The sequence below is a fragment of the Bradyrhizobium sp. STM 3566 genome (assembly GCF_045571445.1).
GTDB classification, from domain to species: domain Bacteria; phylum Pseudomonadota; class Alphaproteobacteria; order Rhizobiales; family Xanthobacteraceae; genus Bradyrhizobium; species Bradyrhizobium vignae.
This window is the reverse complement of record NZ_CP120692.1, coordinates 7,251,719-7,269,822: the sequence shown is the minus strand read 5'-3', so window position 1 is coordinate 7,269,822 and position 18,104 is coordinate 7,251,719. Positions and strand designations below refer to the sequence as shown.

The window sequence follows — 18,104 nt, the reverse complement described above, 5'->3', positions numbered from 1 at the left end:
CTTATGTACATTTCGAACGAAGGCCTGCTCGTCATCCTGTTCGTTGGCCTGGTCGCCGGCTGGCTTGCCGGCAAGGTGGTGCGGGGCGCCGGGTTCGGCATCATCGGCGACATCGTGGTCGGCGTCGCCGGCGCGCTGGTGGCGAGCTTGCTGTTTCCGAAGCTCGGCATTCGGCTCGGCACCGGCCTGGTCTCCGAGATCGTTTATTCCGCGATCGGCGCGGTCATCCTGCTGCTGGTGGTGCGGCTGGTGCGTGGCGGCGGCCGGCTCTAAAGCATGATCCGGAAAAGTGCGAAGCGGTTTTCCGGAAAGATCATGCGTAAACAACAAGCTAAAGCGCGATGACGATTCATCCAAATCTCATCGCGCTTTAGCCCGCCGCTCGGTTCGATCGGTCGGAACTTGTCGCCTCGCCAGAGTTGGGGAGGACGGCTGCCTCTGCACCAAAAAGCCGCAAAGCCTGTGAAATACCGGACTTGCGTGTGGGGCCGTCAGGGGTAGATGTGGTCCGTCAGGGTTCTGGATGAACTCGGCTGCGTTGGACGCAGAGCGAACGTGATGTTAATCCGGGGCGTGTACCCTGAATGCCCGTGAAATCAGGGGCTGTGGCCCCCACCTGAAAGAGATCAGACTGATGGCAGCCATCCCTGGCGTCCGCCGTTCGGAGCTCGGTGATGCCTTGCGCGCTTGTCGTACGGCATTCATCGGCGTCGGCCTGATGAGCTGCATGATCAACCTGCTCTACCTGACCGGGTCGATCTTCATGCTGGAGGTCTACGACCGGGTGCTGCCGAGCCGCAGCATTCCGACCCTGGTCGGCCTCATCATCCTCGCCAGCTTCCTCTATATGGCGCAGGGCGTGCTCGACATGATTCGCAACCGCATCCTGGGGCGGATCGGTACCTCGCTCGACGAGGCCCTCAACAAGCGCGTGTTCGACACCATCGTGCGCCTGCCGCTCCTGGTCGGCAGCCGCAACGAAGGCCTGCAGCCGCTGCGCGATCTCGACAATGTCCGCTCCTTCCTCGGCGGCATGGGCCCGAGCGCGTTCTTCGACCTGCCCTGGCTGCCGCTCTATCTCGCCATCTGCTTCGCCTTCCACGTCCTGATCGGCGTCACCGCTTTGGTCGGCGCCATCATCCTCGTCGGGCTGACACTGGTCACCGAGTTCATGTCCCGCCAGCCGGCGAAAGAGGCGATGGGTCTCGCCGCCCAGCGCAACGATCTCGCCCAGTCCAGCCGCCGCAACGCCGAAGTGATGGTTGCGATGGGCATGGCCGGCCGGATGAATCAGCGCTGGAGCGAGGCCAACGAAAAATATCTTACGGGCAATCAGCGTGCGAGCGACGTCGCCGGCGGTCTCGGCGCGGTCGCAAAAGTGTTGCGCATGATGCTGCAATCGGCCGTGCTCGCGGTCGGCGCCTATCTCGTCATCCACCAGGAGGCGACCGCCGGCATCATCATCGCCGGCTCGATCCTCTCCGCCCGCGCGCTGGCGCCGGTCGATCTTGCGATTGCGCACTGGAAATCCTTCGTCGCCGCGCGTCAGAGCTGGCAGCGCCTCACGCGTCTGCTGGAGCAGATGCCGGCGCAGACGATGCCCACCCAGCTGCAAGCGCCGACCAGCCGGCTCTCGGTCGAAGGCATCGCCATGGTGCCGCCGGGCGACCAGCGTCTCGTGGTGCAGGACATCACCTTCGCGCTCGCCGCGGGCAACGGCCTCGGCGTGATCGGCCCGAGCGGCTCCGGCAAGTCGTCATTGATCCGCGCGCTGGTCGGGGTCTGGCAGCCGGTGCGCGGCAAGGTGCGGCTCGACGGCGCGGCGCTCGATCAGTGGTCAAGCGACGTGCTCGGCCGCCATATCGGCTATCTGCCGCAGGACGTCGAATTGTTCGGCGGCACCATCGCGCAGAACATCAGCCGGTTCGATCCGGCGGCGACCTCTGAAGGCATCATCGCGGCTGCGAAAGAAGCCGGCGTGCATGAGATGATCATCAAGATGCGCGAGGGCTACAACACGCAAGTCGGCGAGCAGGGCGCCGCGCTATCGGCAGGCCAGGCGCAGCGCGTGGCGCTGGCGCGCGCGCTCTACGGCAACCCCTTCCTGATCGTGCTCGACGAGCCCAACTCCAATCTCGACACCGAGGGCGATGAGGCGCTGACCCGCGCCATCCGCTCAGCGCGCGAGCGCGGCGCGATCGTCGTCGTGGTGGCGCACCGTCCCATCGGCGTCGAGGCGGTCGACCAGATCCTGGTGCTGCGTGACGGCCGCATGCAGGCCTTCGGACCGAAGGAACAGGTCCTCGCCCAGGTGCTGCAGCCGCGCGTGACGCCGCCGGCACCGATCAAGATCGTCAGCGAAGGCGGAGTGGCCAAACCATGAGCACAAAGTCATGAGCACGATGGCCATCGGCGGCTCGAAGCCTGCCGCGAAGAAGACCGTGCGCGAGTCGATCAAGTTCCACCTGACGCTCGGTCTTGGGATCGTGCTGGTCCTCGTCGTCGGCCTCGGCGGCTGGGCCTCGACGGTGCTGATCTCGGGCGCGCTGATCGCGCCGGGTCAGATCGTGGTCGAATCCAACGTCAAGAAGGTGCAGCATCCGACCGGCGGTGTGGTCGGCGAGGTGCGCGCCCGCGACGGCGACCTGGTCAAGGCCGGCGACATCGTGGTGCGGCTCGACGACACCGTCACCAAGGCCAATCTTGCCATCGTCACCAAGAATCTCGACGCCGCGCAGGCGCGTGCGGCCCGATTGCAGGCCGAGCAGCGCGGTCTCGACAAGATCGAATTCCCGCAAAGCCTCCTCGAGCGCGCCGACGATCCCGACGTCAAGGCGCTGCTCGCCGCCGAAACCAAGCTGTTCGACGTCCGCGTCAACGGCCGCACCGGGCAGAAAGCCCAGCTGCGCGAGCGCATCACGCAGCTCAACGAGGAAATCGCCGGTCTCAGCGCCCAGGAGAAGGCCAAGGATCAGGAGATCGCGCTGGTGCAGAACGAGCTCACCGGCGTGCGCGAGCTCTACGACAAGCGTCTGGTGCAGATTTCGCGCCTAACCCAGCTCGAGCGCGATTCGGCCCGGCTCAATGGCGAGCGCGCGCAGTACATCGCCTCACGCGCCCAGGCCAAGGGCAAGATTACCGAGACCGAGCTCCAGATCATCCAGATCGACAAGGACGTGGTCAGCGAGGTCTCCAAGGACCTGCGCGAGACCAACGACAAGATCGGCGAGCTGATCGAGCGCAAGGTCGCTGCCGAAGACCAGCTCCGCCGCGTCGATATCCGCGCCCCGCAGGATGGCATGGTGCTGCAATCGACCGTGCACACGGTCGGCGGCGTCGTCACCGCGGGCGATACCCTGATGCTGATCGTGCCGCAGGCCGATGATCTTCAGGTCGAGGCCAAGGTCAATCCGGTCGACATCGACAAGCTCCAGATCGGTCAGAAGACACTGCTGCGCCTCTCCGCGTTCAACCAGCGCACCACGCCCGAGCTCAACGGCGTCGTCAGCCGCGTCTCGCCCGACGTCACCACCGACCAGCGCACCGGTCAAGGCTACTACACCATCCGCGTCTCGATGCCGCCCGAGGAGGTCGCCCGGCTCGGTGACGTCAAGCTGATTCCCGGCATGCCCGTGGAAGCCTTCGTCCAGACCGGCGACCGCACCATGTTGTCCTATCTGATGAAGCCGCTGCACGATCAGCTGATGCGCGCCTTCCGCGAGAAGTGACGCGCGACAGCGCGTCATCTTCCCTCGCCATTGCGAGCGCAGCGAAGCAATCCAGCCTGTCTCCGCGGACAGATTTCTGGATTTGCTTCGATGCGCTCGCAATGATGACTTGGCTGTCAGTTTGCTATACTGCGATTGCAAACAGCAAACCCGGCGGTCGAACAATGCAATCCCCACCCTCCATCGCCACCGAATCCTTCTCCGATGCGTCCGCGGCCGTCGCGCGGCTCGAAGAGATCTACGAGCGCAATACCAGGTTCCTACGCGATCGTTTCGAAGCTTACGTCAATGGCGAGGCGATCACGTCGCGGGTCCGGGCCTATTATCCCTTCGTCCGTCTCACCACGGCGACGCATGCGCGGCTGGATTCGCGTCTCGCTTATGGCTTCGTCCATGGTCCCGGCGTGCACGAGACCAGCGTCACGCGGCCGGATCTGTTCCGCGCCTACCTCACCGAGCAGATCGGATTGCTGCTCCAGAACCACGCGGTGCCGGTCGAGATCGGCGAGTCCGCCGAGCCGATCCCGATCCACTTCGCCTATCGCCGCGACATCAACATCGAGGCCGCCATCACCACCGGCGAGAGCTCCGCCGTCACGCGCTCGCTGCGCGATGCGTTCGATGTGCCCGATCTCGCGACGATGGACGATTCGATCGCCGACGGCACTTTCGAGCTCCAGCCGGGCGCGCCCGAGCCGCTGTCCCTGTTCCGCGCCGCCCGGGTCGATTACTCGCTGCGCCGGCTCTATCACTACACCGGCACGGACCCTGAGTATTTCCAGAACTTCGTGATCTTCACCAACTACCAGTTCTATGTCGAGGCCTTCGTACAACTCTGCCAGCAGCGGCTTCAGTCCGGCGAGGCTGGTCTCGATGGCTTCGTCGCGCCCGGCAATGTGATCACATGCAGTGGCGGCGTCACCAGTGGGACGGCGCCGGAGCGCGCGCCGCAGATGCCGGCTTTCCATCTGATCGCGCCCGGCTATCGCGGCATTACCTTGATCAATATCGGCACCGGTCCATCCAATGCGCGCAACGTCACTGACCACGTCGCGGTGCTGAGGCCGCACGCCTGGTTGATGCTCGGCCATTGCGCGGGCCTGCGCAACACGCAGCGCCTCGGCGACTACGTGCTCGCGCACGGCTATGTGCGCGAGGATCACGTGCTCGATCGCGAGTTGCCGCTTTGGGTGCCGATCCCAGCGCTGGCCGAAATGCAGGTCGCGCTCGAGGAGGCGGTCGAGGATGTCACGGGGCTCGAAGGCTTCGAGCTCAAGCGCCTGATGCGCACCGGCACGGTGGCGAGCGTCGACAACCGCAACTGGGAGATATCCGGGCCCGACGTGATCCGCCGCCTGTCGCAATCGCGCGCGGTCGCGCTCGACATGGAATCGGCTGCCATCGCCGCCAACGGTTACCGCTTCCGTGTTCCCTACGGCACGCTGCTATGCGTCTCCGACAAGCCGCTGCACGGCGAGATCAAGCTCGCCGGCATGGCCAGCGAGTTCTACCGCCGCCGTGTCGGTCAGCACCTCGAGATCGGCCTGAAGGCGCTGGAGCGACTGAAGCAGCAGGAATCCGAGCGACTGCATTCGCGCAAGCTTCGCAGTTTTGCCGAAGTCGCGTTCCAGTAGGAGCGAAGCTGCACTTTGCTGCTGACAATCGGAGCGATTTTCCGCATTGTCCGGTGGTGGGGCTCGACCGGGAAGACTTGATGCCGCTGACGCGCGACAAGATCATCGGCCATGACCTTGAACGGCTGGCCTTTCGCTTCACCATGCTCAATGACGGCGATGTGGTGCAGTGCCAGATCAGCGACGCCGCGATGGACGAGCTCGCGTGCATGCAGGGCACCGAAAGCAGTGCGCGGCAGGCGCAATTCCTGTCGCTGCGCGAGACCATCGAGCGGCTCGCGTCGGATCTCTACGACGAGGCGCCGCGGGTGAGGGGGCACGTGGTGCGGATCTTCACGCGGCATTTGGGGCGGTAGCTGCTGCTATCGCTCCATGGTCGGCTGTCATCGCTCCTCACTCTCGGTGTCATGCCCCGGCTTGCCGCCTTAGCTAAAGCTTCGGCGGCCGAGCACTCTTGTGGCCCCGACGTAGCCTTGGCGGAGCCGGGACCGGGGCATCCAGTACGCCGCGGCCCACCAATTCAATCACAACCGCCTCGGAGTACTGGACCGCCCGGGCTGAACAACAAGCCGGGCGATGACCGTAGTGTTGGTGGCGAGGCTATCCCGGCTCATTTCATCCGCACAGCAACTCACCCCTCGAGCTTCCGCAGCAACAGCTTCAGCGCCGTCGCCGCAAACACCTGCATGTTCGCGAACCGGTCATTGCTATCAGTTTCCAGCGTCATCACCTCTGACGCAGGGCCCGCAACCGCCATGCAGCTATGGCCGGCGGCATCGCCGTAGCGGTTGCCGGTGGGCCCGGCGGCGCCTGTCTCAGACAGGCCCCAGTCGCAGCCAAAGCGGCTCCGCATCTGTTCGGCGAGGAGTTTGGCGTAGGGCTCCGATGAGGAGCGAAAGCCCTTCATTCCTTCGTCCGAAATATCCATCAGCACGCGCCTGGCATCGCGCGTGTAGACCACGGCGCCGCCGAGGTAATAGGCGGAGGCGCCGGGCACCGCGAGCAGGCTGGCCGAGATCAGGCCGCCGGCTGACGATTCCGCAACCGCAATGGTCTGTTTGCGCGCCATCAGTTGGGCCGCGACCTGTTCCGCGATGCCGACGAGTTCTTTCATCTCTGGTACCCCATTCCTTCGCAACCGAGCTCAGCCTTCCTAGCATATGACAGGATGATTGGCCGAGTTGCGGGCGACGGGCAGGCCTGCTTGAATGGCGGGTGCAAGAAGCGACATGCAAGGAAACGTGAGAAGGGAGACGTGATGGCGTCCCTGATTGCCGGCGGCATCGATTGCGACGTGCATCCGGCCGTGCCGCATCTGACCAGCCTGCTGCCATACCTGAACGATTATTGGCGCGATCAGGTGACGACGCGCGGCATGGTCGACCTCGTCTCGCAATCCTATCCGCAGAACTCGCCGATCACGGCGCGGCCGGACTGGCGGCCGGAGACCGGCAAACCCGGCGAGAGTCTGGAGACCATGCAGCGCCATGTGCTCGATCCCTTCCAGCTCAGCTACGCCATCTGCAATCCACTGTACGGCGTGCAGATGGTGTTCTCCGAGGACATGCAGGCCGCCTTCTGCCGCGCGCTGAACGATTGGCTGGCGAAGGAATGGCTCGATCGCGACGCGCGGCTGCGCGGCTCCATCGTGATTCCCACGCAAAGCGTCGAGAAGGCGGTCGCCGAGATCGAGCGCTGCGCCCAGGACAAACGCTTCGTGCAAGTGCTCATGCTGGTGATGGGCGACACGCCGCTGGGCAAGCGAGCGCTGTGGCCGATCTATGAGGCTGCGGAACGACTGGAACTTGCCGTCGGCATCCACGCCGGTTCCGCCTATCACAATCCGCCGACCGCCGTGGGCTGGGGCTCCTATCACATCGAGGATTATGTCGGGCAGGCCCAGGCGTTTCAGACCCAGCTCACCAGCCTGATCGTCGAGGGCGTGTTCGCCAAATATGCGCGGCTGAAAATGGTGATGCTGGAGTCCGGCGTCTCCTGGATCGCGCCCTATCTCTGGCGCCTGCACAAGTTCTGGCGCGGGGTGCGGATGGAGACACCGTGGGTCGATCGTGCGCCGCTGGAGATTGTGCGCAGCAACATCCGCTTCTCGTTACAGCCATTTGATGCGCCGCCGGAACCTGAGACATTAATTCGCCTGTTTGAGCATATGCAGTCCGACGAATTGGTCCTATTCTCCACGGACTATCCGCACTGGCAGTTCGACGGCCAGGACGCGCTGCCCGAAGGTCTGTCCCCCGATCTCGTGCGCAAGATCATGATCGACAATCCCCATGCAACCTACCCCCGCCTGACGTGAGCCCGCTGCCAAAGGAGGCAAGGCGATGAATATCCAGTTCCGCGAGAGCCAAGAAGCCGCTTCCCCACTGACCGTAAGAACCGCGATCGCGGACTGCGACATCCATCCGGCACGCGCCACCCGCACCGAGCTCTATCCCTACCTCGCCAAACGCTGGCAGCATCACCTCGAAGTCTACGGCGTCCACGCCTATCAGGGCATGATGGAAGGCCCGCCCTATCCCAAGGCCCAGCCCAACGCCTCGCGCCGCGATGCCTATCCGCCGGAAGGCGGTCCGCAGGGCTCCTCGCTGTCCTTCATGCAGAAGCAATTGCTCGATCCCAACAATGTGCAGCTTGGGGTGCTCAATCCGCTCAACACCGGACAGGGCATCCGCAATCACGAGCTCTCGGCAGCGTTGTGCTCGGCGATCAATGACTGGCAGATCGATAAATGGACCAGCAAGGACAAGCGGCTGAAGGCATCCATCGTCGTCGGTAATGAGGATGGGCTGTCGGCCGCCGCCGAAATCCGCGAGCGCGCCGGCGACAAGAACTTCGTGCAGGTGCTGCTGCTCAGCCGCAACGTCGAGCCGCTCGGCCAGCGCCGTTACTGGCCGATCTATCAGGCCGCGGAAGAGGCGGGCCTTCCCGTCGGCGTGCACGCCTTCGGCTTTGGCGGCAATCCCATCACGCCGTCGGGCTGGCCGTCGTATTATATCGAGGAGATGGTCGGCCACTCGCAATGCCAGCAATCGGCGCTGGCGAGTATCGTGCTCGAAGGCGTGTTCGAGCGCTTCCCGAAACTGAAGATGGTGATGATCGAGGCCGGCTTCGGCTGGGCGCCGTCGCTTTGCTGGCGCCTCGATAAGGCTTGGCAGCGCCTGCGCAGCGAGGTGCCGCATGTGAAGCGGCCGCCGTCGGAATATATCCGCGAGCAGGTGTGGTGGACGACGCAGCCGATGGAGGATCCGGAGCGGCGCGAGGATCTGTTCGACCTCATCAAATGGATCGGCTGGGACAAGTTGCTGTTCGCAACCGACTATCCGCATTGGGACTACGACGAGCCGTCGCGCGTCTTGCCGGCCGGCGTCAGCGAGGCCAATCGAGAGGCGTTCTATCTCGGCAATGCGAAGAAGCTCTACGGCATTTCCTGATGGCAAGACACGTCATTGCGCCGGTGGACGAGCTTCCGCCCGGCACGCGAAAATTCCTGGAGATCGACGGACGGCCGATCGCGGTCTTCAACATCAAGGGCGAATATTTCGGCCTGATGAACCGCTGCCCGCATCAGGGCGCGGCGCTGTGCGAGGGGCCGCTGATCGGGCTGGCGCAGTCAAAGAATCCCGGCGAGATCGAGTACACGAAACTCGGCGAGATCATTCGCTGCCCCTGGCACGGCTGGGAGTTCGACATCCGCACCGGACAATCCTACTGCGACCCTCGCCGCTTCCGCGTGAAGGCCTATCCGGCCAATGTCGAGCCGGGCGCGAGCGTGGTGAAGGGACCGTATGTCGCCGAGACTGTTACGGTCAGCATTGAGAGCGATTACGTGGTGGTGGAGCTGTGAGCTGCCGCACGGCAGGTGCGCTCCCTCGCCAGCTCTTAGGGAGATAAATCGCGTCCTTCAGGCTTTGTTCTGCGCAGCCGCGAGCACCCATTGCCGGAACGCGGCAAGCTTCGGCGCCTCGCGGCGGCCCTCCGGCGCGACCAGGTAGAACCCGGCATCGGCCGGCAGCGCGATCTTGAAGGGGACCACCAGCCGGCCCTTGGCGATGTCGTCCTGGACATAGGAGGTCCGCCCCATCGCGACGCCGATGCCGTCGATCGCGGCCTGGATGGTCATGAAGATCATGTCGAAGGTGATGCCAGGCTGCCTCGCGATGTCGGCCGGCAGGCCCGCCGCGGTCAGCCACAGCCGCCAGTCGTCGCTGTTGGCATTGGATGTGTGCAGCAGCGGATGGTTGCGCAGATCCTCGGGCCGGCGCAGCGGTTTGTCGCCGCGCAGCAGTGACGGGCTGCACACCGGAAACAGCTCGTCCGCCATCAGCCATTCGGCGCGCACGCCCGGCCACTGGCCGCGGCCATAGCGGATCGCGGCATCGACATTGTCGCGCTGGAAATCGACGAGGCTGGTCGAGGTGGTGATGCGCACGTCGATGCCGGGATGCTGCTCCTGGAAATCGGTCAGCCGCGGCAGCAGCCATTTTGCCGCGAGCGAGGCCAGCGTCGAGACCGTCAGCACCTTGTCGTCGTCCTTGCGCAGCAGCCGGTCGGTCGCAAGGCGGAGATCGTTGAAGGCGGCGCGCACGCCCGGCAAATAGTCGCGCGCCTCCGGTGTGAGCGCCAGCGCGCGGTTCTGCCGGATGAACAGGCGGATGCCGAGCTCCTCCTCCAGCCTGCGAATCTGATGGCTGATCGCGGTCTGGGTCACGTTCAACTCGCTGGCGGCCAGCGTGAAGCTGAGATGGCGCGCAGCGGCCTCGAACGCCCGCAATCCGTTCAGGGATGGCAATCTGGCAGTCATTTGGCAGCAGGATGCATGACGTTATTTCATGCGAAAAGGTACAAATTGTCGTTTGTCGCAGCGCAGAAGGAGGCAGATATTAGCAATCAACTTAGCTCCAGGAGCTGAAAATGTCTACGTTGACCGACAATTCGATGACAAATCATCATGCACTCGGGCTGCTCTACCAGATCGGCGAGACCCTTCACGTCTGGCACGAGCGCTACCGAACCCGGCGCGAACTGACCCACTGGACCGCCCGCGACCTCCATGACGTCGGGCTGTCCTGGTCCGACATCGCCTACGAGGCCGACAAACCCTTCTGGCGGGCCTGATTGGCCGCCAGGCCGGCGCCGCCTGTCTGTGGGGCGCCGGCGGTCCCTTTTCCGCATGGCGTGTGTCATGAGCACCCTTCGCCTCGAAGACCTCAAGCAATATTCCGACGTGATGCGCACCCGACACGGTGAGCGGCTCGATCTCCGCTTCGTCGAGCCGCGCGACACTGACGAGCTGCAGCACTATTTCCGTTCGCTCTCGACCCACTCCCGCTACAACCGCTTCTTCGGCGCCGTCAGCGAATTGCCGAAAGGCCTGCTGCGAGATTTCCTCGAGGTCGGCGAGCGCGATCGTTTCACCATCGTGGCGACGATGATGGTTGACGGCTTCGAGACCATCGTGGCCGAAGCGCGCTATGCCTTCCATACCGAGACCGCGACGCTCGAGTTCGGCCTCTCGGTCGATGATCGCTGGCACGGCCACGGCATCGCCACCGCGCTGATGAAGAATCTCGAATGCCGCGCCGCCGCGCTCGGCGCCGAGCACATGTTCGGCGACACGTTGCGCTCCAACGAGGCCATGGTCTCGCTCGCGCGCAAATCCGGCTTCGCCTTCGTCAACCATCCCGACGACTGGAAGCTGGTGCGCTTCGACAAGGAGATCAGCGTTGGCCCGAAAGAGATCCCTTGCGCGAGCTGGCGCCTCGCCGCCCTTTCCCGTCAGGCCGACAACCCCTCAGCCTCGGCCTGACAACACTCCGAGCCCGGCCTGGCCCAGCCAGAGCCGGGCATTTTTTTCGAGACGAACTCAATCGTATCCCGCAAGAGCGCCGACCCATTCCTCTGCAATCCAGATGCCGTTCGCTCGAAGCGGTGAGTATCGCCTCGATGTCTTCAGGTTCCGCCTTGGCCGACGGTATCAACTCGTTCAACTGATGGAACGTGACATAGCCCGTCTTCTCCGCCAGGACGGCGGATGACCTCAGAGATATCCATTCAGCGCTCCTTGAAGTAGGGTACCTGCTATATGGAGTCATCTGATAGTCGGGGTTGCTCGGACGACTAATCCTACTTCCCCGTGAATACCGCCTTGCGCTTCTCGATGAAGGCCTGAACCGCTTCTTTGTGGTCGGCGGTCGTGGTGAGGCGGACCAGCCGTTCGGCTTCGTGGTCGCGCGCGGTCTCGAAGTCGAACAGCAAGGCCTCGTCGAGATTGTCCTTCATGTAGCGCAGCGCCAGACGTGGGCCTTCGGCGAGCGATTTGGCCAGCGCGAACGCCTCAGTCTGCAATTTGTCGTCGGGCACGACGCGGTTGACGAGGCCGATCGCTTCGGCGCGTGCGGCATCGACACGGTCGCCGGTGAACATCAATTCGCGCGCCCGCGCGGTGCCGACGAGGCGGGTGAGCAGCCAGGCGATGCCGTAATCGCCTGACAGCGCGATGCGGGCGTAGCCGGTGGCGACGAAGGCCGATTGCGCGGCGATGCGAATGTCGCAGGCCATGGCGATGGCGAGGCCGGCGCCGACCGCGGGGCCGGGCAGGGCGGCGATCGTCGGCTTGCGCACCGACACCAGCGCTCCGGTCAGCAGCCTCTGCCGCTCCTGCAGATCGGCGACCTTGTCGTCAAAGGACATGTCGAGCTTTGCCCTGTCGCGATGCGCGCCCATGCCCTTGACGTTGCCGCCGGCACAAAACGCTTCGCCCGCGCCAGTCAGCAGCAGCGCGCCGACATCAGGATTCTCGCCGCAGCTCCGGATCATGCTGCGCAGCGCCGGCGTCAGCGCGTCCGACAGCGCGTTGCGCGCTTCCGGCCGGTTCAGCGTGATGATCGCGACGCGGTCGCGGATGACGCAGAGCAGTTCGTTGGTGCCGGTGTCGATGGTGGTTTCCGTGGTCATTGATCCTCCCTGCCGTCATTGCGAGCGAAGCGAAGATTCCATGGGGAGTGGATAGCGACCAGGTCTGAGGCCAGACTGAGGGTTGCTGAATCCATTCAACCTGGAGACGACGATGTTGCTCGATCATCCTTCCGACGGACTGGCCGCTATCCGCACGCAGTTTGGCGCAATTTTTGTGTCATTGGAACTGAGCCGTTCGACATGGCTGGTCACTTCGCTGTCGCCCTGCAAGGGCGAGAAGATGTCCAAACGCAGCATGAAGGCCGGCGAGCTTTCGGAACTGTTGAAGCTGTTTGCGGAGCTGAAGCGCAAGGCGCAGGCGCGAACGGGTGAGAGCTATCCGATCATCGCGATCCAGGAGGCGGGGCTGGACGGGTTCTGGCTTCACCGCGCCCTGCAGCAGGAAGGCATCGAGAGCCACGTAGTCGATCCGGCCTCGATTGCGACGCCGCGCCGGCGCCGGCGGGCCAAGACGGACCGGCTGGATGGCGAGACGCTGTTGCGGACGCTGCTGGCCTACAAGCGCGGCGAGGTACGGGTCTGCGCCATGGTCGTTGCGCCCTCTCCGGCAGAGGAGGACCGCCGTAGGCTGTGCCGCGAGCGAGAGACCTTGATCGCGGAGCGGATCGAGCATGTGAACCGGATCAAGGGTCTTCTGTTCGCGCAAGGGATCTTCGACTACGCGCCGCTGCGGCGAGACCGGCGGAAGCGGCTGGAGGCCTTGCGGACGGGCGACGGGCGCGCCTTGCTGGCGCATCTGAAGGCGCAGATCAGCCGCGAACTCGACCGGCTCGAACTGCTGCTCGACCAGATCACGGCGGTGGAGCGCGAGCAGGATGCGTTGCTGGCCGCGAGCAAGGCGGCGGGGGAGAAGACCGTATCGAACCCGGTGGCAATGCTGCTCGAACTGAAGAGCCTGGGCCCGAACTTCACGGCCGTTCTCTGGTCGGAGGCCTTTTACCGGCAGTTCGCCAACCGCCGCCAGATTGCATCCTATGCCGGCCTTGCAGCCACGCCATGGCGCAGTGGCGGCATCGAGCGCGAGCAAGGCGTGTCGAAGGCTGGCAATCCGCGCCTGAGAACCACGATGATCCAGCTCGCCTGGCTCTGGGTACGCCACCAGCCTCAATCGGCTTTGACCCAGTGGTTCAAGGTGCACAGCCAACGCGGCCGCAAGCGCGCGATCGTGGCGCTCGCGCGCAAGCTGCTCGTGGCCCTCTGGAAGTACGTGACCGCGGGCGTGGTGATCGAGGGAGCCGAGATAAAGGCCGCCGCCTGACACCACGCTCCTCAGCCTCAAAGCCAATCCGCCGAGATTGATCAGCCTCGGCCGATCCGGGTGGACGAACCGATGGATTGCATGGCTTCAAACGCCGTAACGAAGAATGGTCTCGTCCTCTCGAGCCTGCCCGCCGCAAGCGGAATGTTGGTGCAGCCGCCGCCGCGCGGCGACCGAATGTGAGTTTGATCTGGCAAGCAAACCAGATTGCAAAAACCGGCTCGACCCTTGGATCGCCTGACGAAAAGGAGTTATCCGCCCGCTGCCCCGACTGCCAAAGCCTGATGGCGTGCTCGCTCGAGTCAAGGCCAAGTCGCTTCGCGACGGCCCTACGGGCCGACCTTGACTCGATCTGCGCGCGCCATCCTACGTGCTCCACGGTCGGGACGAAGAGCTGGCCTGCAATCGAACAAAGAGCTGAACAAACCGCCTTGACACACCAAATCCCCATGTGAGCAATCCAGAAATGTATCCGCGGAGACAGCCCTGGATTGCTTCGTCGCAAGGGCTCCTCGCAATGACGGTTGTTGTGGCGACGTTATCGCCTCAAAAATTCTCCACCCACGGCCGCAGCTCCAGCTCCCAGCTCCAGGCGCTGCGCGGCTGCTGCAACACGTTCCAATAGCTGTACGCGATTGCATCGGGATCGAGCATCGAGTCGGGCTTGTCGTCCGGTTCGGTGCGCGCCGCGCTCCTGATTCCGCCGTCGATGACGAAATGCGCGACATGGATGCCCTGCGGCGACAGTTCGCGCGCCATGCTCTGCGCGAGGCCGCGCAGCGCGAACTTGCCCATCGCGAACGGGGCCGACTGCGCATAACCTTTGACGCTGGCGGAGGCGCCGGTGAACAGGATCGCGCCGTGCTTGTTCGGCAGCATGCGTTTGGCCGCCTGCTGCGCCACGAGGAAACCGCCATAGGCACTGACCGCAATCGCCTGCGCGACGTCGGCCGGGACGAGGTCGATGAACGGCCCGCGCGTGCGGCCGCTGGCGTTGTAGACGACGAGGTCGGGCGTGCCGATCTCGCGTTCGACGAGGCCGAACAGCCGCTCCACCTCCTCAGGCTCGGTGGCGTTGCAGGCATAGGCCTTGGCCCCGATCTCGGTGCAGAGCGCGCCGAGCTTCTCGATCTTTCGCGCGGCGAGCGCGACGCGGATGCCTTGCGCTGCAAGCAGGCGCGCCAGCGATGCGCTCAGGCCTTCGCCGGCGCCGACGATGAGGGCGATCTTGTATTTCGGATGTTCCATGGCGTGATCTCTCAGGACGGGGAGCCGTTGATCTATGCAGGGCCCGCGCGAACAGCCAGCCAGAGCGCCCACAATTCCGCAGGGCGAATTGCTCCCTCGCGACGGTCATGCCGCCCTGACGATTTGCGGCTTTATCGGCGTCCGCCTCTGGAGCATGATCGACATCATCCCAAGCGGCAAGCGCAAAGAATTGCCGTCGGGCGGAAACGACGAGGACGATCATGCACAAACCGGCCACAGCGCAGTCACAAAATGTCGCGGCCGCACCATCCGGCCTGCTGGCGCCCGATACGTCAGGCATGAATTTCTACCGCGCCGATCCGGCGCTGGCGGACCTCTTGCGCATCCATCTGCCGGATAATCTGTTCCGCCATATCGAGCCGCATCTCGACCGCCTCGGCGAACTCGCCGGCGGCCATCTCGACGAATGCGCGCGGCTGGCCGACCGGCACACGCCCATCCTGCATCAGCGCGACAAGTTCGGGCGCGACGTGCAATGGATCGAATATCACCCGGCCTACCGCGAGTTGGAAAAGGCTGCATTCGGTGAGTTCGGCATCCACGCGCTCTCGATCCGCAAGGGCATCATGGGCTGGCCAGACAAATATCCCGTCGTCGCCAAGCATGCTTTCACCTTCCTGTTCAACCAGACCGAATTCGGCATGGGCTGTCCGATCAACGTCACTGACGGCTGCGCGAAGCTGCTCGCAAATTTCGGCAGCGAGGCGCTGAAGGCGAAATATTTGGACGGCCTGACCTCGACCGACATGAGCAAGCTGACCCAGGGCGGCCAGTTCATGACGGAGAAGGAGGGCGGCTCCGACGTCGGCACGCTGACCACGCGCGCGGTGCAGGAGGGCGATCATTGGCGTCTCTACGGCGAGAAATGGTTCTGCTCGAACGCCGATGCTGAGGTCGTGATGCTGCTGGCGCGCCCCGAAGGTGCCGGCCCCGGCACGCGCTCCGTCGGCCTGTTCCTGATGCCGCGCTTCCTCGACGACGGTGCGCAGAACCGGTACCGGATCGTGCGCCTCAAGGACAAGCTCGGCACGCGCTCGATGGCGTCAGGCGAGATCAAGCTCGAAGGCGCGATCGCCTATGCCGTCGGCAAGCTCGACCGCGGCTTCGTGCAGATGGCCGAGATGGTGAACTCGTCGCGGCTCTCCAACGGGGTCAAATCGGCCGCGCTGATGCGCCGCGCCTATCATGACGCGATGACGGTGGCGACCAACCGCGTCGTATTCGGTCGGCGCATCATCGATCTGCCTCTCGGGCGGCGGCAAATGATGAAGATCATGCTGCCGGTCGAGCAGGCGCTGTCGATGAGCTTTCTCACCGCGGACGCGCTAGACCGCGCCGAAGCCGGAAGCCAGGACGCGGCGGCGCTGCTGCGTATCCTGACCCCGACGCTGAAGTTCCGTGCCACGCGTGACGCGCGAAAGGTCTGCGGCGATGCGCTCGAGATGCGCGGCGGCATCGGCTACATCGAGGAATTCGCCACCGCCCGCCTGCTGCGCGATGCCCATCTCGGCTCGGTCTGGGAAGGCACCGGCAACATCGTCGCAATCGATGCGCTGCGACGCGCCGTGGGCCGTCACGGCGCGGAGTCCGCGCTTGCTGCCGATCTGCACGCCCGGCTCGACGACAGCGTCTCCGTGCCGCAGGCCTGGCGCGACCATCTGCGCGGCCTCACAGATCGCGTGGTCGGCTTCGCACGCGAGGTCGCGGGCAGGTCCGAGAACGAGGCTGATGCGCGCCGCGCCACCAGCCTGCTCTATCATGTTGCAAGCGCCGTCGCGCTCGCCTGCGAGGCGCATCGCATCCACGAGAGGCGCGGCGATGCGCGCCGACTGCTGCTGTCACGCCTCGTCATTGACCATCGGGTTTCGCCGAGCGACCCGTTCCGGCTGACGGAAAATGCAGCGCAGACGAAGATCGCCGAACTGCTGCTCAGCGATCGCGCAGGTGGCATGAGCGAGGTTGGCGAGCTGGTTCTGGCAGCGTAGGCTCTCCGTTCACCTCTCCCCATGGGAGAGGTGGAGTCCCTGCAAGGCAACGAAATCATAACAACGAGGAAACACCGATGAAGGCCGCCGTCCTCTACGAAGTCAACAAGCCGCTCGTCATCGAGGACATCAGCCTGCCGAAGCCGGGTCCGCGCGAGGTTCTGATCCGCACCGCCGTCGCCGGCCTCTGCCACTCCGATCTGCACTTCATGGAAGGGCTCTATCCGCATCCGCTGCCTGCGGTGCTCGGGCACGAATCCGCCGGCGTGGTCGAGCAGGTCGGCTCGGACGTCACTTACGTCAAGCCGGGCGACCATGTCGTGACTTGCCTGTCCGTGTTCTGCGGCACCTGCGACAACTGCACCACGGGCCGGACCGTGCTCTGCACCGACACCACGGTGAAGATGATGCCGGGTGTCTCGAACCGGATGCAATGGTCGAAGCCGGAAAAGCTGCACCAGTTCCTCAATCTCTCCTCCTTCGCCGAGCAGATGCTGGTGCACGAGAACGCCATCGTCAAAATCAGGAAGGAGATGCCGCTGGATCTCGCCGCACTGATCGGCTGCGGTGTCATCACCGGCTACGGCGCGGTCGTGAACACCGCGAAGGTGACGGCCGGCGAGACCGTGGCGGTGATCGGCTGTGGCGGCGTCGGCATGGCCGCGATCAACGGCGCACAGATCGCCGGCGCCGGCCGCATCATCGCCATCGACACCAATCCGGCCAAGCTCCAGCTCGCGACCAAGCTTGGGGCGACCGACATCATCAACCCGGCGGATGGCGATGTCGTGAAGCAGGTGCGCGATCTCACCAATGGCGGCGTGCATCATTCCTTCGAGGTGCTCGGCCGCAAGGAGACCGCCGAGCAGGCTTTTGCGATGCTCGCCTCCGGCGGCACCGCAACGATCGTCGGCATGATCCCGTTCGGACAGAAGATCGAGCTGCACGGCTTCGACTTCCTGCGCGAGCGCAAGATCCAGGGCTCCTCGATGGGCTCGAACCACTTTCGCGTCGACATGCCGCGCCTGGTCGATTTCTACTTGCGCGGCCGGCTGCACCTCGAGGACTGGATCTCGGCCAAGCTGAAGCTGAACGAGATCAACGAGGGCTTTGCCAGCATGAAAGCCGGCAAGACGCTGCGCAGCGTGATCGTGTTCGATAGCTGAGGGGCGCGCGGAGCGCGACCCCGGAATCTCGAAATTGTTCTGCTCCGTCATTGCGAGGAGCTCTTGCG

Annotated in this window: 17 protein-coding genes; 13 read left to right on the top strand and 4 right to left on the bottom strand. The window is 64.5% G+C overall.

The window, feature by feature from the left end; genetic code table 11:
- Window positions 1–3: 3 nt before the first annotated feature.
- The 5 genes from P6U27_RS34505 to P6U27_RS34485 all read left to right on the top strand — a co-directional run bounded on the left by P6U27_RS34505 (window position 4) and on the right by P6U27_RS34485 (window position 5,718).
- A complete protein-coding gene (locus P6U27_RS34505; protein ID WP_122405854.1) occupies window positions 4–273 on the top strand; it encodes a GlsB/YeaQ/YmgE family stress response membrane protein in 270 nt (89 codons plus the stop codon).
- Between the two features lie 361 nt (window positions 274–634).
- Entirely contained in the window at window positions 635–2,383 is a 1,749-nt protein-coding gene (locus P6U27_RS34500) for a type I secretion system permease/ATPase (protein WP_122405853.1), read from the top strand.
- A 10-nt stretch (window positions 2,384–2,393) separates the two neighbouring features.
- A complete protein-coding gene (locus P6U27_RS34495) occupies window positions 2,394–3,728 on the top strand; it encodes an HlyD family type I secretion periplasmic adaptor subunit (protein ID WP_209295516.1) in 1,335 nt (444 codons plus the stop codon).
- 164 nt (window positions 3,729–3,892) lie between these two features.
- On the top strand, window positions 3,893–5,362 hold the full coding sequence (locus P6U27_RS34490; protein WP_164936780.1) for an AMP nucleosidase: 1,470 nt from the start codon (window positions 3,893–3,895) through the stop codon (window positions 5,360–5,362).
- An 80-nt stretch (window positions 5,363–5,442) separates the two neighbouring features.
- Window positions 5,443–5,718: a DUF1488 family protein gene (locus P6U27_RS34485; protein ID WP_209295517.1), complete on the top strand. Its 276-nt coding sequence runs from the start codon at window positions 5,443–5,445 to the stop codon at window positions 5,716–5,718.
- A 275-nt stretch (window positions 5,719–5,993) separates the two neighbouring features.
- Here the strand turns inward: P6U27_RS34485 and P6U27_RS34480 are convergent, their stop codons facing one another.
- The gene (locus P6U27_RS34480) at window positions 5,994–6,476 is read right to left on the bottom strand and encodes a CinA family protein (protein WP_209295518.1); all 483 of its coding nucleotides are present in this window, start codon (window positions 6,474–6,476) and stop codon (window positions 5,994–5,996) included.
- A gap of 144 nt (window positions 6,477–6,620) precedes the next feature.
- Between P6U27_RS34480 and P6U27_RS34475 the strand changes: the two genes are divergently transcribed.
- From P6U27_RS34475 to P6U27_RS34465, 3 genes are read left to right on the top strand one after another with little or no spacing between them, the layout of a single operon-like run.
- Window positions 6,621–7,679 (top strand): amidohydrolase family protein, encoded by a 1,059-nt coding sequence (locus P6U27_RS34475; RefSeq protein WP_122405850.1) that lies wholly within the window; start codon window positions 6,621–6,623, stop codon window positions 7,677–7,679.
- Between the two features lie 25 nt (window positions 7,680–7,704).
- Window positions 7,705–8,814, top strand: coding sequence for an amidohydrolase family protein (locus P6U27_RS34470; protein ID WP_122405849.1), 1,110 nt, complete (start codon window positions 7,705–7,707; stop codon window positions 8,812–8,814).
- Window positions 8,814–9,227 (top strand): Rieske (2Fe-2S) protein, encoded by a 414-nt coding sequence (locus P6U27_RS34465; RefSeq protein ID WP_122405848.1) that lies wholly within the window; start codon window positions 8,814–8,816, stop codon window positions 9,225–9,227. The genes P6U27_RS34470 and P6U27_RS34465 overlap by 1 nt, the downstream gene beginning before the upstream one ends.
- A 57-nt stretch (window positions 9,228–9,284) precedes the next feature.
- Here P6U27_RS34465 and P6U27_RS34460 read toward each other — a convergent pair whose 3' ends face one another.
- Entirely contained in the window at window positions 9,285–10,184 is a 900-nt protein-coding gene (locus tag P6U27_RS34460; protein WP_122405847.1) for a transcriptional regulator GcvA, read from the bottom strand.
- Between the two features lie 110 nt (window positions 10,185–10,294).
- Here P6U27_RS34460 and P6U27_RS34455 point away from each other — a divergent pair, with 110 nt between their 5' ends.
- A complete protein-coding gene (locus tag P6U27_RS34455) occupies window positions 10,295–10,498 on the top strand; it encodes a DUF1127 domain-containing protein (RefSeq protein ID WP_122405846.1) in 204 nt (67 codons plus the stop codon).
- A 67-nt stretch (window positions 10,499–10,565) separates the two neighbouring features.
- Window positions 10,566–11,189 (top strand): GNAT family N-acetyltransferase, encoded by a 624-nt coding sequence (locus tag P6U27_RS34450; RefSeq protein WP_122405845.1) that lies wholly within the window; start codon window positions 10,566–10,568, stop codon window positions 11,187–11,189.
- Between the two features lie 317 nt (window positions 11,190–11,506).
- Here the strand turns inward: P6U27_RS34450 and P6U27_RS34445 are convergent, their stop codons facing one another.
- A complete protein-coding gene (locus P6U27_RS34445; RefSeq protein ID WP_122405843.1) occupies window positions 11,507–12,337 on the bottom strand; it encodes an enoyl-CoA hydratase in 831 nt (276 codons plus the stop codon).
- Between the two features lie 112 nt (window positions 12,338–12,449).
- On the opposite strand from P6U27_RS34445, the gene P6U27_RS34440 reads away from it, so the two are divergent.
- Window positions 12,450–13,616 carry an IS110 family transposase gene (locus P6U27_RS34440; RefSeq protein ID WP_407194530.1) on the top strand — a complete coding sequence of 389 codons (1,167 nt, stop codon included), beginning with the start codon at window positions 12,450–12,452 and terminating at the stop codon, window positions 13,614–13,616.
- Window positions 13,617–14,162: 546 nt separating this feature from the next.
- Here P6U27_RS34440 and P6U27_RS34435 read toward each other — a convergent pair.
- Complete coding sequence (locus P6U27_RS34435) at window positions 14,163–14,864, bottom strand: SDR family oxidoreductase (RefSeq protein ID WP_209295076.1); 702 nt, start codon at window positions 14,862–14,864, stop codon at window positions 14,163–14,165.
- Between the two features lie 221 nt (window positions 14,865–15,085).
- On the opposite strand from P6U27_RS34435, the gene P6U27_RS34430 reads away from it, so the two are divergent.
- Together P6U27_RS34430 and P6U27_RS34425 are read left to right on the top strand one after the other, a co-directional pair.
- On the top strand, window positions 15,086–16,870 hold the full coding sequence (locus tag P6U27_RS34430; RefSeq protein WP_407193421.1) for an acyl-CoA dehydrogenase family protein: 1,785 nt from the start codon (window positions 15,086–15,088) through the stop codon (window positions 16,868–16,870).
- 77 nt (window positions 16,871–16,947) lie between these two features.
- Window positions 16,948–18,036: a Zn-dependent alcohol dehydrogenase gene (locus P6U27_RS34425; RefSeq protein WP_122405840.1), complete on the top strand. Its 1,089-nt coding sequence runs from the start codon at window positions 16,948–16,950 to the stop codon at window positions 18,034–18,036.
- The last annotated feature ends 68 nt before the right edge of the window (window positions 18,037–18,104 follow it).